Genomic DNA, 23,050 nt, shown 5'->3' on the forward strand with positions numbered 1-23,050 from the left:
CCCGGCGCCGGGGCTGGCGCGGGGACTGGCGCCGGCGCCGGCGCGGGCACAGGGGCGGGCGCAGGGGGCGGCGGCGCGGGGCGCGGCGGTGGTGCAACGGGGGCAGGTGTCGGCGCGGGTTCGGGTGTGACCGCGCGCGGCTGACTCAGCGCCTCGAATTCCTGGGCCGAAACCAGCGACACATCGGTCACGGCCGGTGGTGGCCCCCCTTCAGGTGCGGAAAACAGGTCAAACAGCATGACCCAGAGGATCAGCCCGCCATGCAGTACCGCAGAGACCTTGTGCCCCGTGTTCATCGTGCCCTTCATTCCATGCACCCCGGCCCGCGCGCCTTACTCGCTGCGCTCAGAGCCAAAGCCGGGCCCGCCGCTTTCGGTCACCAGACCGATGTTGCGAAACCCGCCGGCATTGAGCGCACCCATAACCTGCACCACCCGTTCATAGGGAATGGCACCGTCGGCACGCAGAAACACCTTGTCATCACGCCGCTCCTCGGCAATCGCCCGCAGGCGCGGGATCAGATCCTCGGCGGCAATCTGGGTATCCTGAACCATCACCAGCCCGTCCGCTGTCAGCGTAACGCTCAGCGGCTCTTCCTGTTCCGAAGGAAGCGCGCCCGCCGCCGTGCGCGGCAGCTCGATCGGCACGCCGACGGTCAGCATGGGGGCGGCAACCATGAAGATGATCAGCAGCACCAGCATGACATCGACAAAGGGTGTCACGTTGATTTCGGACATGCGGGCACCGCCACGCGCGCGCCGCCGCCGCGTGCCTGATCCACCCGTCCGTTTCATGAGTTGCGCGCCCATGTCAGCTGTCCAGATTGCGCGACAGAAGGGTGCCGAACTCATCGGCGAACTGCTCGAACCCGCTGGAGATATGGTCGCTGTCATCCGAGAGCTTGTTGTAGAAGATCGTCGCCGGGATAGCGGCCAGCAGCCCCAGGCCGGTGGCCAGAAGCGCCTCGGCGATACCCGGCGCCACAACGGCAAGGTTGGTCGATTGCGCCAGCGCGATCTCTTCAAAGGCGTGCTTGATGCCCCAGACCGTGCCGAAAAGACCGATGAACGGGCTGGCCGAACCGACCGAGGCAAGGAAGGTCAGCCCCTGATTGAGCTCGCGCACCTCGCGCCCGATGGCAACATCCATCGAGCGGTCGATACGCTGCGCGGCACCGGGGATCAGCGCGCCGTCCTGCCGGTGGGAGCGCTGCCATTCGGCCATACCGGCGGCAAAAACCCGCTCGGGCGCGCTGCCGGGGGTGGCGCCGACGCGGCTGTAAAGCTCGTCCAGCGGCTCGCCCGACCAGAAGGCGGCATCGAATGCCGCTGCCTGCCGGCGGGCACGGCGAAACACCAGATGCTTCTGAATGATGATGGCCCAGGACCAGAACGAGGCGACGATCAACATGATCATCACCAGTTTCACAGTCAGGGTTGCGCGTGCGAAAAGCGCGAGAAGCGAAAAATCGATTTCGCTCGCGGCAGCAAGTGTTGTCGTGTCCATGGGCCTTGGTCCTGCTCGGTCGTCGGGGCGGGCTTGTCAGATTTTGCCGCCATTAGCGCCGATTCTAGCCGCTTTCCAAGTCAAAGGCCAACGAAACCACGCGATTGTGACGCTCAGGCGCGTATTGTGTCAGCCAGCCCCGCCAAAGCCTGCGGCAGGCGCTGCGGCCTGCCCTTTGCATCCAGACAGACAAGGGTTGCCAGAGCGGCGAAAAGCCTTGTTTCAGAACGGAAAACTTCCTGTCGCAGGGTGATGCGGGCGGGGCTGATGGCGATGGGCGCGCTGCGCACCTCGATCACGTCATCGAAATATGCCGGGCTCAGGTAATCGGCCTCGATCCGGCGGACGGCAAAAACCCGCCCGCTGTCGCGCTTCATCGCCTGCTGGTCAATGCCCAGTTCACGCACCCATTCCGAGCGCGCACGCTCGATGAATTTCAGGTAGTTGGCGTAATAGACGATACCGGCAAGGTCGGTATCCTCGTAATACACGCGAAGGGTGAAGCGATGGGTCATGGCGTTTCTCTTTCCCGGGGTCAGCAACCCCCGCTCAGCCCATACGCGCCGCCAGCCGCAGGGCGTGGCTGGGGTCGCGCGCGACAGCGGGCATGACCGGATCATAGGCCGCCCGGATCAGCGCCGCCAGTTCCGGGCGCAGCACCGTCACCCCGTCGGCACCGCCTGCGCGCGCCACCGGCGGGCGGGTGGCAAAGGCCCGGTCCGACCACAGCACGATCACCTGCACCGCCTGAACCAGCGCCAGATCGGCGGCGGGCACCGCGGCCAGCGCCTCATCCATCCGCACGAAGACAAAGGCCGCGCGGATTGTGCCGTTGGCGTCAAACCGGAAGTGGCGGTAGAGATTGGCCCCGCGCGCCTTCAGGTCGCTCACCATCGGCCCCAGCCCTTCAACCAGCCGGTCCAGATCAGGGACCAGAAGCAGTTCCTCCCAGTCACGGAAGAAGAACAGCATCAGGTTGGCGCCCATTTCGGGGTCGGTCTCGGCCATGTGATGGCCCGCAAGCGCCACCACGGCCTCCACTGCGCCCTTGATCACCGGCAGGGTGGCGTCATCGACGCCGAACACCACCGGCACAATGGGCCGCCCCCAGCGGGCGAACAGATAGCTGCCGTCAGAGCGGGTGAAAAACGCCTCAACATCGGCCGGATTGATGGTTTCAGAATGCGGCAGTTTCATGCGGCCTCCTTCAGACTTGCAGGTATTCTGGGGTAGAACAGCGCCATCGTCACCCCGCGCGTGGCATTCAGGACCATATAGGCGGCCCAAAGCCCGTGATTGTCCCAGCCCCGGAACACCCACAGCGCCAGTGCATAGAACGCAACGGAGATGAGCATCGCCCTGAGCATGTCGCGCGTGCGGGTGGCGCCGATGAACACGCCGTCCAGCATCCAGCCCGCGATACTGATCATGGGCGCGGCGACAACCCATGGCAGATAGAGGCGCGCGGCTTCGCGCACCTCCGGCGCGGTGGTCATGACATCAATCACCATGGGGCCGGTTGCCGCGAAAAGCGCCGCCATCAGGACCGCGCCGCCCAGCCCCCATGCCCCCGTCAGCCGCACAGTGCGCCGCAGCGCCGCCACCCGGCGCGCGCCGACCGCCTGCCCCACCAGCGTTTCTGCGGAAAAGGCGAAGCCGTCCAGCAGATAGGCCATCACCTCAAGAAACTGCAGCAGGATCTGGTTGGCGGCCAGCGTGACATCGCCCTTGCCCGCCGCCAGAAAGACGAAACTGGTGATGGAGCCCTGCAACAGCACCGAGCGCAGCATGATATCGCCATTGACCGAGGCCATGCGCCGCAGTTGCGGCCCGTCAAACACCCTGCCCTTCGGCCCGGTAAAGGCAGACCGGCACAGCCAGAGCGCCAGCGCCAGCCCGGTGTATTCGGCCACCAGCGAGGCCGCCGCCACCCCTTCAACACCCCAGTCCAGCCCCAGAACGAAGACCAGATCGAGGCTGACGTTGATCAAGTTGATCACCAGCTGCACCACCAGAACGCCGCGCGTGCGCTCCAGCGCGATCAGCCAGCCGGTCAGCGCATACAGGGCGATGGTGGCGGGGGCGCCGTAGATGCGGATCGCCAGATAGCTGCGGGTCAGATCCTCGACCGCGTCGCTGGCCGGTGCCAGCCGGAACGCGCCCCACAGGAAGTGCGTCTGAAGGGCGATCAGCGTCAGCCCGACCGCCCCGGCAATCAGCAGGCCGCGCTTGAGGATCGCGCCGGTCTCGGCGATGTCACCCGCACCAAAGGCCTGCGCGGTCAGGCCCGTCGTGCCCATGCGCAGAAAACCGAAGATCCAGTAAACGGCGGCCAGAATGACCGCCCCCAGCCCCACCGCCCCAATCGGCGCGGCCTGCCCCAACTGGCCCACCACCGCCGTATCGACCAGCCCGATCAGGGGCACGGTGACATTCGCCAGCACGATAGGCAGCGCGATCCGCAGGACGCGCCGGTTGGTCAGGGCCTCCATGGTGCTCAGCCTGCGGTATCGCGGATGCTGTCGCGGGAAGGGATCAGGAAATGCCCGGTCGCCTGGGCAAACAGCCGCGAACGGTTGTCCTGCCATGCCTCGACATGGACCGAGGCATAACGCCGCCCCGAACGGTTAACACGGGCGCGGGCATAGGCATCGCGCGGCAGGCCCGAGCGCAGGTAATCCACCGTGAAATCAATGGTCTTTGGCAGGCGTGGCAGATGCTTTGCATCCAGCTTCGCCGGGTCCAGCTTGCCGCTTTCCATCTCTTCCCAGAGCATCGACCAGCTCAGCTCGATAATCGCGGTGATCTCAAGGAAGGCCGAGGTGACGCCACCATGCAGCGCAGGCAGAAACGGATTGCCGATCAGCTTTTCGTCAAAGGGCAGCAGTGCCGTCAGCTCATCGCCGCGCCGGTCAAAGCGGATGCCCAGAAACTGGCTGTAGGGAATGCCGTTCACCAGCGCGGCCAGCGCATTGTCGCGGCGCTGCTTGATCACCTGAACGGGCTCAGGGCGTGCATGGCTCATGCCCCGGCCTCCGCCTTGGGGGTCTTGCTGCCCGGCTTTTTGCTTTGCGCGTCCAGCGTGAAGGCGCCGGTGGCGCTGGCCACGGGCAGGCCATCTTCGGCAAGGCTGCTTTCGTCATGCGCAACGGCGCGCACAAAGGCGACCGTGCGGGTGGCGTGGAAACATTCGGCCCGCGCAATGATCCGCTCACCCGGGCGGGCGGCGCGCATGTATTCGATCCGCAGGTCAAGCGTGGCCGTTGCACCCGCGCCGGGTTTGGCCAGCACCGCCGCGCCGCAGCAGGTATCCATCAGCGCCGAGACCGCGCCGCCGCTGATCACACCTGTCACCGGGTCGCCGATGAAGCGCGCGTCATAGGGCATCGACATCACGGCCTTGCCGTCGCCGATGGTCTCCAGCGTCATGCCCAGCGCCTTGGCATGGGGGATCGCCTCGATGAAACGCTGTGCGGGATTGGGTTCTGACATGCGCATTCCTCTGGTTGGCAGACCTGTCGCAAGCGCTCTGCACGACAACCGGGCGGGTTATGACAGCGCGGGCAGGCACGCGTCAAAGGATTTCTTTCTCAACCTCCGGGGCTTGTTGCGCCTGCGGCATGAAGCGCATAGGCTGACATCGTTCATGACGCCAGGAGGAGCGCGATGAGCGACCCGAAGCTGACCTTCAAGGAAATGTGCGCCCGTTTTGACGTGACGCCACGCACCTTGCGGTATTACGAGTATATCGAGCTTCTGCGCCCTGAAAAGGACGGTCGCAACCGGCTTTACGGCCCGCGCGAGGTTGCGCGCATGATCCTTATCCTGCGCGGTCGTCGCTTTGGCTTCAGCCTTGAAGGCATCCGCCAGTGGCTGATGATCTATGAGACCAAGGGCACCCGGCCGCAGATGGAATCCTGGATCGAAGGCGCTGACCGGCAGCTCAGGGAGCTGACGCGCCAGCGCGAAGAACTTGGCCAGACGATCGAGGAACTGCGCGCGCTGCGCGACGAGGCCGTGCGCTTTCTGGACGACGGCGACACCGGCCATTGAGACCCACGCGCCGCTGCTTTCAGCGGGATGGTGCGACCCTGCGTCACAAATGTAAAATGACGCCACGTATGTCATTACGTTTACGTCAACTTTACTGATACCATTGATTTCATGCCCTACATGGATGCCAGGCCAGCGCTGAACAGCCGTCGGCCGGGCACCCCAGCCGAGGTAACGCATGACGAGCGAACTGATGACAATCCGGCAGATGTGCGACGCGTTCGACGTGACGCCGCGCACCCTGCGTTTCTATGAGGCGAAAGAGCTGATCTTTCCGCTGCGCAAAGGCCAGACGCGCCTTTATTCCAAGCGCGATCGCGGGCGGCTGAAGCTGATCCTGCGGGGCAAGCGATTCGGCTTCAGCCTTGAAGAGATGCGCCAGCTTCTGAACCTCTATGACCGTGGCGATGCACAGGAAGAACAGCTGACGCGCACCTATGCCGTGGCGCGCGAGCGGCTGGCGCAGATGGAGCGCCAGCGCGACGAACTGGTTGAAGCCATTGAAGAGCTGCGCGGGCAGCTGGAATGGGGGGCCGACATGATCGCCTCCTTCCGTCGCTCCGCCGCCGAATAAGCTGAAGCGCGCCCCTGCGGCGCCAAAGGGAGAGAGAGATGCCCATCTATACCGCCCCCACCAAAGACATGCAGTTCATCCTGCATGATATGCTCAAGGCCACCGAGACCGGCATTCCCGGCTATGACGACCTTGACCGCGATTTCACCGCCGCCATCCTGGGCGAGGCCGGGAAACTGGCCACCGACGTTCTGGCACCGCTGAACGCCTCGGGCGATGCTGAGGGGTGCCGGCTGGAAAACGGCATCGTTTACACGCCCAAAGGCTTCAAGGCGGCGTTCGAGGCCGTCAAGGAAGGCGGCTGGAACGGGCTGGACCTGCCCGAGGAATTCGGCGGCCAGAACCTGCCCTATGTCATGGGCTGCGCGGTCGGCGAGGTGTTCTGCTCAGCCAATATGGCGCTGAACATGTATCAGGGCCTGACCCACGGCGCGATCAACGCGCTGGTGTCGCATGGCACAGACGCGCAGAAGGCGACCTATCTGCCGAAAATGGTGTCGATGGAATGGACCGGCACCATGAACCTGACCGAGCCGCATTGCGGCACCGATCTGGGCATGATCCGCACCAAGGCCGACCCGCAGGAGGATGGCAGCTATCTGATCACCGGCCAGAAGATCTTCATCTCGGCGGGCGACCATGACATGGCCGAGAACATCATCCATCTGGTGCTTGCGAAGGCCCCGGGCGGCGGTGAGGGCACCAAGGGGATCAGCCTGTTCGTGGTGCCGAAATACGTGATCAACGACGATGGCACCCTTGGCGAGCGCAACGGCGTCAGCGTCGGCAGCATCGAAGAGAAGATGGGCATTCACGGCAACGCCACCTGCGTGCTCAACTACGACGGCGCGCGCGGCTGGCTGGTGGGTGAGCTGCACAAGGGCATGCGCGCCATGTTTGTGATGATGAACGAGGCGCGGCTGGGCGTGGGCCTTCAGGGCTATGCACAGGCCGAAGCCGCCTATCAGAACGCGGTCGCCTATGCCAAGGACCGCCTTCAGGGCCGCGCCGTGACCGGCGCTGTCAACAAGGATGGCCCGGCCGACCCGCTGATCGTGCATCCCGATATCCGCCGCAGCCTGATGGACCAGAAAAGCTTTGTCGAGGGCGCGCGCGCCTTCACCTTCTGGGGCGCGCATCTGATCGACCGCGCGCACCGGCTGGGCGACAAGGAAGCCGACGCGATGATCTCGTTGCTGACGCCGGTGATCAAGGGTTTCCAGACCGATATGGGCTTTGACATGGCGGTGCAGGCGCAGCAGGTTTACGGCGGGCATGGCTATATCGAGGAATGGGGTATGTCCCAGTTCGTCCGCGATGCACGGATCGCCATGATCTATGAAGGCGCGAACGGGGTTCAGGCGCTTGACCTTGTGGGCCGCAAGCTGGCCGTCGATGGCGGCAAACCGGCGATGGCGTTCTTTGAGATGGTCAAGAGTTTCATCAAGGAAAACGAGGGGCAGGAAGCGCTGAAAGCCGATTTCCTTGAGCCGCTGAAAAACGCCTCCAAAGACCTGCAAACCGCGATGATGTACTTCATGCAGAACGGCATGAAGAACCCCAATGCGGCGCTGGCGGGCTCCAATGACTTCATGCACCTGTTCGGCCATGTCTGTCTGGGCCTGATGTGGGCGCGCATGGGCCTTGCCGCGCAGAACGCGCTCGACGCCGGCACCGGCGACGCCGCGTTTTACGAGACGAAGCTGGCCACGGGGCGCTATTATATGGCGCGCCACCTGCCCGCCACCGGGATGCATCTGGCGCGCATACAGTCGGGCGCGGATACGGTGATGGCCCTGCCCGCCGAGGCTTTCTGACAGACGCGCCGCGCCCCTGCCGGGGGCGCGGCGCGAAACCCCAAGGAGACCGGGAATGCCCAAACGCCTGCGCCTGACCCGCCGCTTCCCCGTCGCCATGTCTGAGGACGGCTACCGCCGCCTGAAGCGTTTCGCGCAGGAGGCCGGGCTGGACGAGGGTGAGGCGCTGTCATTCCTTTTTGAACATTTTGACAGCGTCACCCACCGCGAAAACCTGGAACACAGGTTGAGACTATTCAATTCTGAGCTGGAGGCGCGCAAGCGCTGACAGGCTGCTGCCGGGTCTTGGGAGGGACCAAAGCATGACATTTCCGCTGATCGCATCGCCCTGGATGACGGACGAGCACAGAATGCTCGAAGAGATGACCCGCAGTTTCATCACCGAGAAATGGATGCCCCAGTATGAGCGCTGGCGCAATCAGGGCGAGATGGACCGCGACAGCTGGAATCAGGCGGGCGAGATGGGGCTGCTCTGCGCCTCGGTGCCTGAGGAATATGGTGGCGCGGGCGGGGATTTCGGCCATGAGGCGGTGATCTATATGGAAGCCCCGCGCCAGAACCTGTCCAGCTGGGGCAATGCCATCCATTCCGGCATCGTGGCGCATTATATCCTCGCCTATGGCACCGAGGAGCAGAAAAAGCGCTGGCTGCCGAAAATGGCCACCGGCGAGATTGTGGGCGCGCTGGCGATGACCGAGCCTTCGGGCGGCTCGGACGTTCAGAACCTGAAAACCCGCGCGGTGCGCGATGGCAATGTCTACCGGCTGAACGGCTCCAAGACCTTCATCACCAATGGTCAGCACGCCAACCTGATCATCGTCGCCGCCAAGACCGACCCCAATGCCAAGGCCAAGGGCATGTCGCTGGTGGTGGTGGAAACCGAAGGGGCCGAGGGCTTCCGGCGCGGGCGCAACCTTGACAAGGTGGGGCTGAAGGCTGCGGATACGTCGGAGCTGTTCTTTGATGACGTTCCGGTGCCGCCCGAAAACATCCTCGGCGGGCAAGAGGGGATGGGTTTTTACCAGATGATGCAGCAACTGCCGCAGGAGAGGCTGATCATCGGCTGCGGCGCGGTGGGGGCGATCGAGGGCGCGGTGGAGCGCACGATCGCCTATTGCAAGGAGCGCGAGGCCTTTGGCCAGCCGATCATCAACTTCCAGAACACCCGCTTCAAACTGGCCGAATGCAAGACCAACGCCGCCGTGGCCCGCGCCTTTCTGGACAGCTGCATCGTGGCGCATCTCAAGGGTGAGCTGACGGTTGAGATGGCGGCGATGTGCAAGTACTGGCTGACCGATCTGCAATGTTCGGTGATTGATGAATGCGTGCAGCTGCATGGTGGTTATGGTTTCATGACCGAATATGCGGTGGCCGAAATGTGGACCGACGCGCGGGTGCAGCGCATCTATGGTGGCACCAACGAGATCATGAAGGAACTGATCGGGAGATCGCTGTGATCGCGCGCGCGGCGCGAGATTGCCGGACGGGGGAGCGAGGGGCTGCGCGCCCCTCGCGCTCCCCCGCCAAGGGGGACGCACGCGCCCCCCTTGGATCCCCCGTTGGAAAAAAAGATGCGTATTTGGGGCAAGATGAACGGGCCCGGGTACAATGGGAACGGCACAAGGGCACACCCCTTCCCGCCTGTGCATTGCGCTCTCGGACGGGTCGGGGTGGCTTCACCTTGCGCGGTCATCGGCTCGCCAGCCTGTACCGCGCCTGCCAGGTTAGCGGACGTTGGTTAATGAAGCCTGAACGCGCCCCTTCATCTTGCCCCAAATACGCAAAAAAACCTGCCATGCCCACAAGCGCCAGGCTGAAGAGGATCGCGCAATGACCGCCACGCTTTACTGTTTCGGTGAATCCGGCAATGCCTACAAGGCCGCGCTGACGATGCAGCTTTCGGGTTATGACTGGACCCCGCGCTATGTCGATTTCTTCAACGGCGAGACGCGCCGCCCCGAGTTCCGCGCGATCAACCCGATGGGTGAGGTGCCCGTGCTGGTGGAGGGCGATCTGGTGCTGACGCAGTCGGGCACCATCCAGAACCATGTCGCCGCGCGCGCCGGCACACTGGCCGGGGTCGAAAACCCCGAGGTTCTGCGCTGGCTTTTGTGGGACAATCACAAGCTGTCCGGGCAGGCCGGAATGACCCGCTTTCTGGCCAATTTTCTGCCAGAGGACAAGCGCCCCGCCGAAGTGATCGGCTTCATGCAGGGCCGTCTGAAGGCTGCCTATGCCACGCTCAACGGCCATCTGGAGGGCCGCGCGTGGATTGTGGGCGATGCCCCCTCCATCGCCGATACGGCCTGCTGTGGCTACCTCTATTACCCGGAGCCGTTTGGCTTTGAGCGCAAAGACTGGCCCCATCTGGACGCCTGGCTGACGCGGCTCAGTGCCCTGCCCGGCTGGAAACACCCCTATGACCTGATGCCCGGCTCACCCGCCGACCGCATCTGAATGAAGGAGAAACCAATGACCGACGCTTATATCTATGACGCCTGCCGCACGGTGCGCGGCAAGGGCCGCAAGGACGGCGCCCTGCACGAGGTGACCGCGGCGCGCCTGTCCGCGATCGCGCTCAACGCGATCAAGGAGCGCTCTGATCTGGACACCACCGCCATCGAGGATGTCATCTGGGGGAATGTCACCCAGGTGGGGGAACAGGGGGCGTGTCTGGCGCGCACGGCGGTTCTGGCCTCGGATTTCTCGGAATCGGTGCCGGGGCTGAGCGTGAACCGTTTCTGTGCCTCGGGCCTTGAGGCCGTCAACCTTGCCGCCAATCAGGTGCGCGGCGGGGCGGGCATGGCCTATGTCTCGGGTGGTGTGGAATGTATGAGCCGGGTGCCAATGGGGTCAGATGGCGGCGCGATTGCCGTTGATCCGCAGATCGCCTTTGACAACTATTTTGTCCCGCAGGGCATTTCCGCCGATATCATCGCCACCAAATACGGCTTCACCCGCGATCAGGCCGATGCCATGGCGGTGGAAAGCCAGCGGCGGGCCAAGGCCGCCTGGGATGCCGGCCGTTTCAACGGATCGGTGATTACAGTCAGGGATATCAACGGCCTGACCATTCTGGACCGTGACGAATACATGCGCCCTGAGACCGATATGCAAAGCCTTGGCGGGCTGAAGCCCTCGTTCAAGGATATGGGCGAGGTCATGCCGGGTTTCGACAAGATCGCGCTGATGAAATACCCGGAGCTGGAGCGGATCGAGCATATCCACCACGCGGGTAATTCATCGGGCATCGTCGATGGTGCGGCTGCCATTCTGATCGGCAACAAGGAATTCGGTGAGAAATACGGGCTCAAACCCCGCGCCCGCATCCGCGCCACCGCCAAGATCGGCACCGACCCCACCATCATGCTGACCGGCCCGGTGCCGGTCACCGAGAAAATTCTGCGCGAGAGCGGCATGTCGATTGACGACATTGACCTGTTTGAGGTCAACGAGGCCTTTGCCTCGGTCGTGCTGCGCTTTGAGCAGGCCTTTGGCGTTGATCACGCCAAGGTCAATGTCAACGGCGGCTCCATCGCCATGGGCCACCCGCTGGGCGCAACTGGCGCCATCATTCTGGGCACGCTGCTGGATGAACTTGAGCGCACGGGCAAAAGCACCGGCCTTGCCACGCTGTGCATCGGGTCCGGCATGGGCGCGGCCACGATCATCGAGCGGGTTTGAGGAGGATATCATGACCGAATTTCACTATTCAACCGACGCAGACGGCGTTGCCACCATCACATGGGACGTGCCCGGCAAGTCGATGAATGTCATGTCCATCGATGGGCTGCGTGAACTTGACGCATGTATCGACAAGGTGCTGTCGGACCCGGCGGTCAAGGGCGCGATCATCACCTCTGGCAAGGAAGACTTCGCCGGCGGGATGGACCTGAACGTGCTGGCCGCGCTGCATGATCAGGAAAGCGACAACCCGGCAAAGGCGATCTTTGACGGCGTCATGTCCACCCACCATATGCTGCGCAAGATCGAGCGCGCGGGGATGGACCCCAAGACGCTGAAGGGTGGCAAGCCGATGGTGGCGGCGCTGCCGGGCACGGCCATGGGCATCGGGCTGGAACTGCCGCTGGCCTGCCACCGCATCTTTGCCGCCGACAACCCCAGGGCGCGCATCGGCCTGCCGGAGATCATGGTCGGCCTTTTCCCCGGCGGCGGCGGAACCATCCGTCTGGCCTACAAGCTGGGGGCCATGGCGGCCTCGCCCTTCCTGCTGGAAGGCAAGGCGCTGGACCCGCAGAAAATGAAGGCGGCGGGCATCATTGATGAGGTGGTCGCGCCCGATCAGCTGCTGGCCCGCGCCAAGGAATGGGTGCTGGGCGCGAAAGATGCCGATCTGGTGAAGCCGTGGGATGCCAAGGGCTACAAGGTGCCCGGCGGCGCACCCTATCATCCGGCAGGTTTCATGACCTTCGTGGGTGCCTCGGCCATGGTTCATTCCAAGACCTTTGGCGTGTTCCCGGCAGCCAAGGCGCTGTTGTCGGCGGTTTATGAGGGGCTTCAGGTGCCGTTCGATACCGCGCTGAAGATCGAGGCGCGCTATTTCACCAACCTGTTCATGAACCCCTCGTCGGGGGCCATGGTGCGCTCGCTTTTTGTGAACAAGCAAGCGCTGGAAAAGGGTGCGAACCGGCCTGACGTACCCGATGAGCGCGTAAAGAAGGTGGGCGTGCTGGGCGCGGGCATGATGGGTGCGGGTATCGCCTATGTTTCGGCCAATGCCGGGATCGACGTGGTGCTGATCGACGCCAGTCAGGAGGCCGCGGACAAGGGCAAGGCCTATTCCACCGGCATTCTGGACAAGGGCATCAAACGCAAGAAGGTGACCGAGGAGAAGAAGGCGCAGGTTCTGGGCCGGATCGTTGCGACCACCGATTATGCCGCGCTGGAAGGCTGCGATCTGATCATCGAGGCCGTGTTCGAGGATATGGGCGTCAAGGCCGAGGTCACGAAAAAGGCCGAAGCCGTGATTCCCGCGGATGCGATCTATGCCTCCAACACCTCCACCCTGCCGATCAGCGAGCTGGCCAAGGCCAGCGCGCGGCCTGAGCAGTTCATCGGCATTCACTTCTTCAGCCCGGTGGACAAGATGCTGCTGGTTGAGATCATCAAGGGTGAAAAGACCGGCGAGCGCGCGGTGGCCAAGTCGCTGGATTACGTGCGCCAGATCCGCAAGACACCGATTGTGGTCAATGACGCGCGCTTCTTCTACGCCAACCGCTGCATCATTCCCTATATCAATGAAGGGATGCGGCTGGTGAAAGAGGGCACGGCACCGGCGCTGGTGGACAATGCCGCGCGCCTGCTGGGCTTCCCGGTGGGGCCACTGCAACTGGTCGATGAAACCTCGCTTGATCTGGGCGCCAAGATCGCCAAGGCCACCAAGGCGGCGATGGGCAATGCCTATCCCGATGAAGCCGTTGACGAGGTGGTCTTCTGGATGGTCGATGAGGGCCGCCTTGGCCGCAAATCGAACGCCGGGTTCTTTGACTATGACGAGGCGGGCAAGCGGCAGGGTTACTGGCCGGGGCTGGCCGACCGCTTTGAACGGCTGGATGAGCAGCCCGATCTGGCAGAGGTCAAGAACCGGCTGATGATGGCGCAGGTGCTGGAGGCCGTGCGCGCGCTGGAAGAGGGCGTGCTGGAAGACATCCGCGAAGGCGATGTCGGCGCCATTCTGGGCTGGGGCTTTGCGCCCTGGTCGGGCGGGCCGTTCTCATGGCTTGATATCCTTGGCGCGGCCCGTGCGGTTGAGATCTGCGATGATCTGGAGGCCCGTTTCGGCGCGCGGTTCAAGGCACCGCAGATGCTGCGCGACATGGCGGCGAGCGGCGAAACCTTTTATGGCCGCGCGGCCAAAGCCGCCGCCTGAGGGTTCCCTCCCTGCACTGAACAAGAAAAGACTGGCCTGAACAGAAAAAGACTGGCCTGAACAGAAAAAGCCCGGCGCATCCCCGCGCCGGGCTTCCTGCATTTCAGGGGCCCGTTCGTGGCCCGTGTCAACCGTTGCGCAGCGCCATCATCAGCATTTCGCTCTGCGCGCGCGGCAGGCGGAAGTAAAGGGCGTTGTCGTTGAAGCTCATCATCGCATCAGCCGAAGTCACCCGGCCCGGCCGCGCGTTGGGGCAATGCACCAGCGTGGTGCCATTGGCATAGACCACCTCTTCCTCGGCGAATTGCAGCGTGACGATCTTCATCTCGCGGCTTGGCGGCACGCGGGTGATGCCCTTGTAGCCCTCAAGCGAGGCGGCGGTAACCAGCGTGAACGGGTCACCGAACATCGCCTCGGCCTCGTCCGATTCGATCAACACGGCCTGTTCCGGCAGCAGCGTCAGCGCGGTACGGTTGCCCAGCGCGCGTTCCGGCACCAGCAGTGGCCAGACAGCGCGCGGCGCCTGATTGGCCGCAGTCCAGAGCGTGCTGACGCCCACTGCCTTCAGCGGCCGCATGCCGTTGTCAAAGGTCACAACGCGGTCACCCGCCTGCAGATCTTCGACCGGCTGCCACCCCAGATCGGTCGCGACCAGCGTTCCGGCGATCATGCCCTCGGCGATCACGTCATGATCGCTCATGCCCGGCACGGTTGGCGTGGCGTCTGTATCATTCGGCCAGACATCGCTCCGGTCAGACATTGAAAAGGAAGCAAAAGGCTTCCGGTTATCTGCAGTTCCCACCCAGCTATGCAACATGGTTCATTCCTTTCGTGAACGGCCCCGTTCATTCGATGTCCCCAATCAACACCCCGGGCATGGCGAAAGAAGGAGAAGTTTAAGGAATTTTGTGGGTCTTTTCTGTGAGCAATTTTCGTAAAATGCCACAATGCACCCCTGTTTACCTGAGAATGCGGCGCCAATGAGATTTTTTAGCATTTATTGTTGCCATTTACGCCTATCGGCTTCGCATCCTGCAATGACCGGGTTTCCGAACAGGAAACGCACACTCCCGCCATAAACAGTTTGTTTCCGACTCATTCCCGTGCGCGGGCCGCAATCATCGCGCCTGCGGCAAAGATCATGACCATGCCGAGCGCCGCCAACCCGGTGATGACCTCGCTCCACAAGACCCATCCCCACAGCGCCGAAACCGGCAAGACAACGTATTCAAAGATCGATACCCGGTTCGCCTCGGCAAGCTGATAGGCGCGCACCATCAGGCCCACGCCCAGCATCGACCCCGCCGCCTGCACCAGCGTCCACATCCAGAAGGTGGCCGAAGGCGCCACCCAGCCGCGCAGGATGAACCCGTCAGCTCCCGCACCCGCCACCTGCGGGAAGGCGGCCAGCACCCCTATCCCCGCCAGCCCGGCCAGCCCCAGCGCCACAAAGAACCCCAGCGTCAGCGCCGCCGCCGATTCCTGCGCGCACCATTCGCGCGTGGCGATATTGCCCAGCGCATACAGCATCCCCGCCGCCACCGGCAGAACGCTCGCCCAGCCCAGCGGCTGATCTGCTCCCGGCGTCAGCACCAGCACGACGCCCACAAACCCCACCGCCACCGCAGCAATCCGCACCGGCCCCAGCGCATGGCCATAGACGATACGCCCGATCAGCAGCACCCAGATCGGCGCAGTAAACAGGCCCGCAGCAACCTGTGCCACGGTCAGAAAGGCCAGACAGCCGAAATAGATCATCAGTGCCGCGCCATGCACCGCCGAGCGCGCGGCCACCGCGCCCCAGTTCACGGGCCGCAGCCGCAACCCCAGCGGCACCATCGCCAGCGCGAACAACGCCACCGCGATGCACGAGCGCAGGAAATGGAACTGCCACAGCCCCGCCTCCACCGCGATCACCTGCACGAAATTGTCGGTGAAACCGATCAGCACCGCATAGCCCAGTATCGCCGCCATTGCCGCCAGCGTCCGGTTCTCAGGTGCTGCGGGCATGGCGGTATTCTTCCTTGTGCTTGCGGGGGTTGTGCCAGCAATATGGCTGACTGAAGCGGCACGAAGTTGCAAGGGGGGCAAGACATGGGCTGGCTGGATGACGAAACGGGGCTGGAGAAATGCGCCGCCAACCATGTGGCCCTCACGCCGCTCTCGTTCCTGCGCCGCGCCGCCGATGTTTTTGCCACGCGTGAGGCGCTGGTCTATGGCCAGACCCGGCGCAGCTATGCCGACTATGCGCAACGCGCCTCGCAACTGGCCAGCGCCCTCAACCGCGCCGGGGTGCAGCCGGGTGATGTGGTCGCCACCCTTCTGCCCAATGTCCCCGCCCATGCGGAGGCCCATTTTGGCGTCCCGGCCTGCGGCGCGGTGCTCAACGCCATCAATACGCGGCTGGATGCCGATACCGTGCGCTATATCCTCGATCATGGCGGGGCGAAGCTGGTGCTGGTGGACAGCGCGCTTGTCGGGCTGGTGGAAACGGCGCTTGCCGGGCGCCACCCCGCCCCCCGCCTGATCGAAGTGCCCGATGCCGAGGCAGGCATCCCCGCCACCGGACACCATACCACCTATGAGGACTTCCTCGCCACGGGCGATACCGGCTTTGCCTGGCACATGCCGCAGGATGAATGGGAAAGCCTTTCGCTGAATTACACCTCCGGCACCACCGGGCGGCCCAAGGGCGTGGTCTATCATCACCGCGGCGCCTATCTGGCGGCGATGGGGCAGGTGATCAGCTGGCGCATGGTGCTTTACCCGCGCTACCTGACCATCGTGCCGATGTTCCATTGCAACGCATGGTGCCACCCGTGGATGATCCCGCTGATGGGCGGCACGGTGATCTGCCTGCGCGACATTACCGCGCGCGGCATCTACCGGGCGATCGCCGAAGAAAAGGCCACCCATTTTGGCGGCGCGCCGATCGTGCTGAACACGCTCATCAATGCGCGCGAGGATGAGCGCCTGCCCTTTGACCACACGGTCGAGGTGTTCACCGCCGGCGCGCCCCCCGCCGCCGCCACGCTGCAAGCGATCGAGCCGCTGGGTTTCAATGTCACCCAGGTTTATGGCCTGACCGAAACCTATGGCCCCGCCACCGAATGCACCTGGCATGAGGGGTTCGAGGCGCTGCCGCCCGATGCACGCGCCGCCGTCAAAGCCCGTACCGGCGTTCTGATGCCCTTCATGGAAGATATCACCGTCACCGACCCGCAGCTTTCGCCGGTACCGCGCGATGCTGCGGCACTGGGCGAAATCATGCACCGCGGCAACGGCGTGATGAAGGGCTATTACAAGAACCCGCAGGCCACGCAGGAGGCTTTTGCAGGCGGCTGGTTCCGCTCCGGCGACATCGCCTACCGGCATGAAGACGGCTATATCAAGATCGCCGACCGCGCGAAGGACATCATCATCTCAGGCGGTGAGAATGTCAGCTCGGTCGAGGTGGAAGGGGCGCTGATGCACCATCCTGCGGTTTCGCTCGCGGCAGTCGTCGCCAAACCTGACGATACATGGGGCGAGGTGCCCTGCGCCTTTGTCGAGCTGAAACCGGCGCAGCAGATATCCGAGGCCGAACTGATCGCCTTCTGCCGCGCCCGGCTGGCCGGGTTCAAGACCCCGAAACGCGTGATCTTCCTTGATCTGCCCAAGACCGCGACCGGCAAGATCCAGAAATTTGAACTGCGCGAGGCGGCGAAACAACTGTGACGCCCCCTTCTCCCTAAGAACCAGGGGGCCGCGGCGCAAAGGGGTGGCTGCACGACAGCCCGCCATCCGCCACCAGCACCTGCCCATTGACATAAGATGCCGCATCCGAGGCGAGAAAAGCCACCACTTCCGCGATCTCGGCAGCCTCGCCGCCGCGCTGGAGCGGGTTCAACTGCCCGATCCGGTCCTCCCGCCCCCGCGCGCGCGCCGCGTCGTAAAGCGGCGCGGTCATCGGCGTTTCCACCAGCCCCGGCGCCACCGCATTGATGCGGATGCCGGTGCCCGCCAGCGCGCTGGCGGTGGTCTGCACAAGGTTGATCACCCCGGCTTTGGAGGCCGAATAGGGAATGCCGCCCGCCCCCGCCCGCAACCCGGCGACCGAGGCCGTGCAGATGACCGACGCGCCCTTGCCCAGATGCGGCAGCGCGGCGGTGATTGCCAGCCACGGGCCGATCAGGTTGATGCGCAGGATCTCCGCAAATTCCGCGCCGCCGGTGGTCAGGCTGGGCACCAGCGGCCCCGACACCCCGGCATTGGCATGCAGGATATCGAGCCGCCCATAGGCCGCGACCGCCCGCGCCGTGAAGAGCGCCGCGCCCTCCTCGGTAGCGCAGTCGGTCACCACTGCCTCGGCCCTGCCGCCCTCCGCGCGGATCAGCGCGGCGGTTTCCTCTGCCCCCGGGTCGCGGTCTGCCACGACCAGCGCGGCCCCGCGCCGGGCCAGCAGCAAAGCGCTCGCCCGGCCGATCCCGCCCGCAGCCCCCGTGACGATGGCGGCCTTGCCGCCCAGCGTCATTGCGGCAGGCCGCGCGATGTGACCATCGGCTCCCAGCCCGGATGGTTCAGCCCCTTGCGCTTGCGCAGTTCCAGCCGCGCCAGCTGGTCGCGGTGCACCTCATCCGGCCCGTCTGCCAACCGCAGCACTCGGGCGCCAGCATAGTGGATGGCGGTGCCAAAATCATTGCCGGTGCCGCCGCCGCCGAAGATCTGGATCGCCCAGTCGGTCACCTGACAGGCCATGTTCGGCACCGCGATCTTGATCATGGCGATCTCGGCGCGGGCTTCCTTGTTGCCGACCGTATCCATCTTGTGCGCGGCATGCAGGGTCAGCAGGCGGGACTGTTCAATCATGATCCGCGCCTCGGCGATGCGCTCGCGCGTGACGCCCTGATCAGCCACCGGCTTGCCAAAGGCCACCCGTTGCAGCGCCCGGTCCACCATGTTTTCCAGCGTCCGTTCGGCCAGTCCGATCAGCCGCATGCAATGGTGAATGCGGCCCGGGCCAAGCCGCCCCTGTGCAATTTCGAACCCACGCCCCTCACCCAGCAGCATATTCGAGGCCGGAACCCGCACATTTTCAAACTTTACCTCGGATGCCCGGTCCGGCACGCCGTAATAGCCAAACACCGGCAGCGAGCGCACCACCCTGATCCCCGGCGTGTCCATCGGCACCAGAATCATGCTCTGCTGCTTGTGCCGGTCAGGGTTGTCAGGGTCGGTCTTGCCCATGAAGATACAGATCTTACAGGCCGGGTTCGACGCGCCGGTGGTGTACCACTTATGCGCGTTGATCACATATTCATCGCCCTCGCGCCGGATCTCGGCCTCGATATTCGTGGCATCCGATGAGGCCACCGCAGGCTCGGTCATCGCAAAGCAGGAGCGGATCTCACCGGCCAGCAGCGGCGCCAGCCATTGCGCCTTGTGCTCGTCGGAGCCGTAACGCTCGATCACTTCCATATTGCCGGTGTCGGGCGCGTTGCAGTTGAAGATTTCGGGCGCCAGAAGCGAACGGCCCATGATCTCGCACAGATGGCCGTATTCGACATTGCTCAGCCCCGCGCCGCGCTCACTTTCGGGCAGGAACAGGTTCCACAACCCGGCTTCGCGCGCCAGTGGCTTGAGTTCGTCCATGACGGGATAGACCTTGAACGGCCCCAGCTCCTCAGCCTCGCGGAAATAGCGCGCCTCGTTGGGATAGATGTGGCGGTCCATGAAATCCTTTAGCCGGACTTCCAGTTCCAGAACGCGGGCGGATTTGTCGGGGATCATGCGCGGGCCTCCTCTTTCAACCTCCAGCCTAGCGGGCAAATCCACATCTGACAAGATCGTCTGACGATTATTTCTTGCCTTCCGCCGCCCCAACCGGCATTCTGGCAGCAAGAAAACGGGGAGTGGCGGTGATGCCGGAAGCGGAACTCGACATCTGGATGGCGCAGAACGTGCCCGGCTATCGCGGGCCGCTGGTGCTGCACCGGCTTTCGGGCGGGCAATCCAACCCGACATGGCGGGTTGATGCGGCCAGCGGGCAGTATGTGCTGCGCCAGAAGCCGGTGGGCGATGTCCTGCCCTCGGCGCATCAGGTTGACCGGGAGTACCGGGTGATGAAGGCGCTGGCCGATACTCCGGTGCCGGTGCCGCAGGTCTTCGCGCTGTGCGAGGATGCAACGGTCATGGGGTCGATGTTCTTTGTCATGGAATATCTGCAGGGCCGCACCCTCTTTGACCCCCGCCTGCCCGGCCTTGCCGCCGATGAGCGCGCGGCGATCTTTGACCAGATGAACGCGGCCATCGCGGCGATCAGCATGGTTGACCCGGTGGCGGTTGGTTTGGGCGATTACGGCCGCGCGGGCGGCTATGTCGAGCGTCAGATCAAGCGCTGGAGCAAGCAATACCGCGCCAGCGAAACCCGGTCGATCCCGGCGATGGACGCCCTGATCGACTGGCTGCCGCAGAACATGCCCGATACCGCCGAAGAGGTGCGGCTGGCGCATGGCGATTTCCGGCTGGACAACCTGATCCTTCATCCGTCCGAGCCCCGGGTGCTGGCCGTGGTGGACTGGGAGCTGTCAACGCTGGGCTGCCCCTATGCCGATTTCGCCTATAACGTGATGGCCTGGCGCATCGCGCCGGGGCTGTTCCGGGGGCTGGGCGGGGTTGATCTGACGGGCACCGGCATCCCGTCCGAGGATCACTATATCAACCTTTGGTGCCAGAGAACCGGGCGCGAACGGCCTGAAAACTTCGACTTTTACATCATCCTCAGCATGTTCCGCATCGCCGCCATCATCCAGGGTATTGCCCGGCGCGCGCTGGACGGAACCGCAACCGATCCCAATGCAACAGAGATGGGCGCCAAGGCGGCACCGCTGGCCGATATCGCCTGGGCCATGGCCCGGGATGCGAAACGCAAAGGCTAACCCGTGAACGATCAGGCCCGAAAACTGCCCCCCTCCGGCCCCGAGGCGATCATGCGCGACATCCTCCACGGGCTGTCCGACGGACGTTATGCGCCGGGGCAGCGGCTGGTGGAACCGGACCTGATGCTGCGCTACGGCGTCGGGCGCTCGACCGTGCGCGAGGCGCTGGGCAGGCTCGCCGCCGGGGGCGTGGTGGTGCAGGCGCCCCATCGCGGGGCGCAGATCCGGCTTTTGTCGCGGCGCGCCACGCGTGACGTGCTGCGGGTAACCGAAATGCTGCTGGGCCTTGCCGCCCGTCAGGCGGCCGAGGCAGTAGCGCAGGGCGCCGACCCGGCGCCCCTTGCCGAAGCGGCGGAGCGTTACGCCCGGCCTGACAGCGGCTCTGACACCCGGGCGCGGGCGCGTTACTACCGCGCGCTTGTCGCTTTGGGCGGCAATGACGAACTCGAACGCCTGCTGCCCGCGCTTCAGGTTCATCTGATCCGGGCCCAGTTGCGCGCCACCCGGCCCACGGCAGTGGCGGAACGCACGGCACTGGTTGACGCCATCTGCGCCGCCCTGCCGGATGCTGCGGAAAGCGCCGCCCGCGCCCCCGTCGCCCGCCTCCTCGCCAGCCTGGACACCCTCCCCGACAGCGCCTTCGCCCCCGAAAACTGACGCCCCCGACCAGCGCGCCCCATCGCCTCCCTCGGGCACATCTCCCAAGGTGGACAGAAGCGCGGGCCGCCCTCCCTTCACCTGTTCAGAAATATCCCGGGGGGTGAATTGGCCGCAGGCCAAGAGGGGGCCGCGCAGGCCCCCTTCTTTTCCCGCACTAGAACAAAAGCCAGACCAGCCCTAGCGTGATCGACGGCGCGGCCACCAGAATGGCCGTGCGGATCATATCCGAGGCCACGAAGGGCAGCACCCCGCGGTAGGTTTCCATCATCGTCACCCCCCGCGCCATCGAGTTGATGATGAACAGGTTCATCCCCACCGGGGGGGTGATCAGCCCCACCTCCACCACGATCAGCACCAGAATGCCGAACCAGATCGCCGTTTCCTCAGGCGTCATGCCGAAATCAAGCCGCATGATGACGGGGAAGAAGATGGGGATCGTCAGCAGGATCATCGACAGCGAATCCATCACGCAGCCGAAGATCAGATAGATCAGCAGGATCGCCAGCAGCACCAGAAAGGGCGAGGTGCTGAGCCCAGCCACCCAGTCGGCGGCGAAATAGGGCAGGCGCGTAAAGCCAAGGAACGAGTTGAACACCGCCGCCCCCAGCACGATGAAGAAGATCATCCCGGTTGACGCGGCGGTTGAGCGGAAGCAGTCCAGCAGGGCGGCCCAGCCCAGTCTGCCGCGCAGAAAGGCCACCAGCCCGGTTCCTGCCGCCCCCACCGCCGCGCCCTCGGTGGGCGTGAAGACGCCGGTATTCATGCCGCCGATCATCACCACGAAAATCACCACCACCGGCCAGACCTCGCCCAGGGCGCGGAAGCGGTTCAGCAGGCTCAGCCGCGGGGTGCGCACGGCATCCTTCGGGTTGATCCGCACCATCACCGAAACCGTCAGCATATAGCCCAATGCCGCCAGAATCCCCGGCACCATGGCCGCGACAAAGAGCTTGGCGATGTTCTGTTCGGCCAGAATCGCATAGATCACCAGCACGATCGACGGCGGGATCAGAATGCCCAGCGTGCCGCCCGCTGCCAGCGAGCCGGTCGCCAGCGCACCGGAATAGCCGTGGCGGCGCAGTTCGGGCAGGGCCACCCGGCCCATCGTGGCAGCCGTCGCCAGCGACGAGCCGCAGATTGCCCCGAACCCGGCCGAAGCCCCCACACCCGCCATGGCCACCCCGCCCCGCAGATGCCCCAGCCATGCGGCAGCCGCGCGGAACAGCGCCTCGGACAGGCCGCCCTTCATGGCGAATGCGCCCATCAGCAGAAACAGCGGCACCACCGACAGCGAATAGCTGGAAAAGGTCTCTACCGCGACATGCTTGAGCTGGTTGAGCACCGGCGGCCAGCGCCCGCGCACCACATAAAGGCCCAGAATGCCGCAGACCAGCATCGCCAGCCCGATCGGCATGCGCAGCGCGATCAGTACCAGCAGGACGCCAAAGAAGATCGTGGCGATCTGCAGGCCCGACATACCCGCGAAAGCGGCGCGCAGCCCGTCAGAAAGATGCACCAGCCCGAATGCGACCGCATACCAGACCAGCACCGGCACCAGCACAACCGCCAGCGCCGACAGCGCGGCGCGCCCGGCGGGCATGCCCTGAACAAAACGGAGCAGGGCAAACAGCAC

23 protein-coding genes and 1 pseudogene are annotated in these 23,050 nt (G+C 64.5%); 11 read left to right on the forward strand and 13 right to left on the reverse strand.

What is annotated here, in order from left to right; all coding sequences use genetic code 11:
• From V7Q53_RS09700 to V7Q53_RS09735, 8 genes and pseudogenes are all read right to left on the reverse strand, one after another.
• Window positions 1-296, reverse strand: a pseudogene (locus V7Q53_RS09700) (cell envelope biogenesis protein TolA); the annotation flags it as partial.
• Window positions 297-332: 36 nt separating this feature from the next.
• Window positions 333-809, reverse strand: coding sequence for a protein TolR (gene tolR, locus V7Q53_RS09705; protein ID WP_333828339.1), 477 nt, complete (start codon window positions 807-809; stop codon window positions 333-335).
• A gap of 1 nt (window position 810) precedes the next feature.
• Complete coding sequence (gene tolQ / locus V7Q53_RS09710; RefSeq protein ID WP_333828340.1) at window positions 811-1,506, reverse strand: protein TolQ; 696 nt, start codon at window positions 1,504-1,506, stop codon at window positions 811-813.
• Window positions 1,507-1,619: 113 nt separating this feature from the next.
• The gene (gene ybgC / locus V7Q53_RS09715) at window positions 1,620-2,021 is read right to left on the reverse strand and encodes a tol-pal system-associated acyl-CoA thioesterase (RefSeq protein WP_333828341.1); all 402 of its coding nucleotides are present in this window, start codon (window positions 2,019-2,021) and stop codon (window positions 1,620-1,622) included.
• A 34-nt stretch (window positions 2,022-2,055) separates the two neighbouring features.
• The gene (locus tag V7Q53_RS09720; protein WP_333828342.1) at window positions 2,056-2,703 is read right to left on the reverse strand and encodes a hypothetical protein; all 648 of its coding nucleotides are present in this window, start codon (window positions 2,701-2,703) and stop codon (window positions 2,056-2,058) included.
• Window positions 2,700-3,998 (reverse strand): MATE family efflux transporter, encoded by a 1,299-nt coding sequence (locus V7Q53_RS09725; RefSeq protein ID WP_333828343.1) that lies wholly within the window; start codon window positions 3,996-3,998, stop codon window positions 2,700-2,702. The genes V7Q53_RS09720 and V7Q53_RS09725 overlap by 4 nt, the downstream gene beginning before the upstream one ends.
• A 5-nt stretch (window positions 3,999-4,003) precedes the next feature.
• The gene (locus tag V7Q53_RS09730; protein WP_333828344.1) at window positions 4,004-4,531 is read right to left on the reverse strand and encodes a PaaI family thioesterase; all 528 of its coding nucleotides are present in this window, start codon (window positions 4,529-4,531) and stop codon (window positions 4,004-4,006) included.
• Entirely contained in the window at window positions 4,528-4,998 is a 471-nt protein-coding gene (locus V7Q53_RS09735; protein ID WP_333828345.1) for a PaaI family thioesterase, read from the reverse strand. The genes V7Q53_RS09730 and V7Q53_RS09735 overlap by 4 nt, the downstream gene beginning before the upstream one ends.
• A gap of 174 nt (window positions 4,999-5,172) precedes the next feature.
• On the opposite strand from V7Q53_RS09735, the gene V7Q53_RS09740 reads away from it, so the two are divergent.
• The 8 genes from V7Q53_RS09740 (at window position 5,173) to V7Q53_RS09775 (ending at window position 13,840) form a co-directional block, all read left to right on the forward strand.
• A complete protein-coding gene (locus tag V7Q53_RS09740; protein ID WP_333828346.1) occupies window positions 5,173-5,559 on the forward strand; it encodes a MerR family transcriptional regulator in 387 nt (128 codons plus the stop codon).
• A 178-nt stretch (window positions 5,560-5,737) separates the two neighbouring features.
• Window positions 5,738-6,133 carry a MerR family transcriptional regulator gene (locus V7Q53_RS09745; RefSeq protein WP_333828347.1) on the forward strand — a complete coding sequence of 132 codons (396 nt, stop codon included), beginning with the start codon at window positions 5,738-5,740 and terminating at the stop codon, window positions 6,131-6,133.
• A 38-nt stretch (window positions 6,134-6,171) separates the two neighbouring features.
• Window positions 6,172-7,950: an acyl-CoA dehydrogenase C-terminal domain-containing protein gene (locus V7Q53_RS09750; RefSeq protein ID WP_333828348.1), complete on the forward strand. Its 1,779-nt coding sequence runs from the start codon at window positions 6,172-6,174 to the stop codon at window positions 7,948-7,950.
• 55 nt (window positions 7,951-8,005) lie between these two features.
• Window positions 8,006-8,218 (forward strand): hypothetical protein, encoded by a 213-nt coding sequence (locus V7Q53_RS09755; protein ID WP_333828349.1) that lies wholly within the window; start codon window positions 8,006-8,008, stop codon window positions 8,216-8,218.
• 34 nt (window positions 8,219-8,252) lie between these two features.
• Window positions 8,253-9,407 (forward strand): acyl-CoA dehydrogenase family protein, encoded by a 1,155-nt coding sequence (locus V7Q53_RS09760; protein WP_333828350.1) that lies wholly within the window; start codon window positions 8,253-8,255, stop codon window positions 9,405-9,407.
• A gap of 373 nt (window positions 9,408-9,780) precedes the next feature.
• Complete coding sequence (locus V7Q53_RS09765; RefSeq protein WP_333828351.1) at window positions 9,781-10,407, forward strand: glutathione S-transferase family protein; 627 nt, start codon at window positions 9,781-9,783, stop codon at window positions 10,405-10,407.
• Window positions 10,408-10,422: 15 nt separating this feature from the next.
• Window positions 10,423-11,634: an acetyl-CoA C-acetyltransferase gene (locus V7Q53_RS09770; RefSeq protein WP_333828352.1), complete on the forward strand. Its 1,212-nt coding sequence runs from the start codon at window positions 10,423-10,425 to the stop codon at window positions 11,632-11,634.
• A 10-nt stretch (window positions 11,635-11,644) separates the two neighbouring features.
• The gene (locus V7Q53_RS09775) at window positions 11,645-13,840 is read left to right on the forward strand and encodes a 3-hydroxyacyl-CoA dehydrogenase NAD-binding domain-containing protein (RefSeq protein ID WP_333828353.1); all 2,196 of its coding nucleotides are present in this window, start codon (window positions 11,645-11,647) and stop codon (window positions 13,838-13,840) included.
• A 127-nt stretch (window positions 13,841-13,967) separates the two neighbouring features.
• Here V7Q53_RS09775 and V7Q53_RS09780 read toward each other — a convergent pair whose 3' ends face one another.
• Together V7Q53_RS09780 and V7Q53_RS09785 are read right to left on the reverse strand one after the other, a co-directional pair.
• Window positions 13,968-14,540: a Hint domain-containing protein gene (locus V7Q53_RS09780; RefSeq protein ID WP_333828354.1), complete on the reverse strand. Its 573-nt coding sequence runs from the start codon at window positions 14,538-14,540 to the stop codon at window positions 13,968-13,970.
• Window positions 14,541-14,935: 395 nt separating this feature from the next.
• Complete coding sequence (locus tag V7Q53_RS09785) at window positions 14,936-15,850, reverse strand: DMT family transporter (RefSeq protein ID WP_333828355.1); 915 nt, start codon at window positions 15,848-15,850, stop codon at window positions 14,936-14,938.
• Between the two features lie 84 nt (window positions 15,851-15,934).
• Here V7Q53_RS09785 and V7Q53_RS09790 point away from each other — a divergent pair, with 84 nt between their 5' ends.
• Window positions 15,935-17,557, forward strand: a complete 1,623-nt coding sequence (locus tag V7Q53_RS09790) for an AMP-binding protein (protein ID WP_333828356.1) — start codon at window positions 15,935-15,937, stop codon at window positions 17,555-17,557.
• Between the two features lie 13 nt (window positions 17,558-17,570).
• Here the strand turns inward: V7Q53_RS09790 and V7Q53_RS09795 are convergent, their stop codons facing one another.
• A complete protein-coding gene (locus tag V7Q53_RS09795; protein WP_333828357.1) occupies window positions 17,571-18,353 on the reverse strand; it encodes an SDR family NAD(P)-dependent oxidoreductase in 783 nt (260 codons plus the stop codon).
• Window positions 18,350-19,609 carry an acyl-CoA dehydrogenase family protein gene (locus V7Q53_RS09800; protein WP_333828358.1) on the reverse strand — a complete coding sequence of 420 codons (1,260 nt, stop codon included), beginning with the start codon at window positions 19,607-19,609 and terminating at the stop codon, window positions 18,350-18,352. Before V7Q53_RS09800 ends, V7Q53_RS09795 begins: the two co-directional genes overlap by 4 nt.
• A gap of 131 nt (window positions 19,610-19,740) precedes the next feature.
• On the opposite strand from V7Q53_RS09800, the gene V7Q53_RS09805 reads away from it, so the two are divergent.
• The gene (locus tag V7Q53_RS09805; protein ID WP_333828359.1) at window positions 19,741-20,757 is read left to right on the forward strand and encodes a phosphotransferase; all 1,017 of its coding nucleotides are present in this window, start codon (window positions 19,741-19,743) and stop codon (window positions 20,755-20,757) included.
• Between the two features lie 3 nt (window positions 20,758-20,760).
• Window positions 20,761-21,414, forward strand: a complete 654-nt coding sequence (locus V7Q53_RS09810) for a GntR family transcriptional regulator (RefSeq protein WP_333828360.1) — start codon at window positions 20,761-20,763, stop codon at window positions 21,412-21,414.
• A gap of 157 nt (window positions 21,415-21,571) precedes the next feature.
• On the opposite strand, the gene V7Q53_RS09815 is transcribed toward V7Q53_RS09810, so the two are convergent.
• On the reverse strand, window positions 21,572-22,894 hold the full coding sequence (locus V7Q53_RS09815; RefSeq protein WP_333828394.1) for a TRAP transporter large permease: 1,323 nt from the start codon (window positions 22,892-22,894) through the stop codon (window positions 21,572-21,574).
• Window positions 22,895-23,050: the final 156 nt, after the last annotated feature.

This window comes from Pararhodobacter sp., assembly GCF_036802785.1.
In the GTDB taxonomy this organism is placed as follows: domain Bacteria; phylum Pseudomonadota; class Alphaproteobacteria; order Rhodobacterales; family Rhodobacteraceae; genus Pararhodobacter.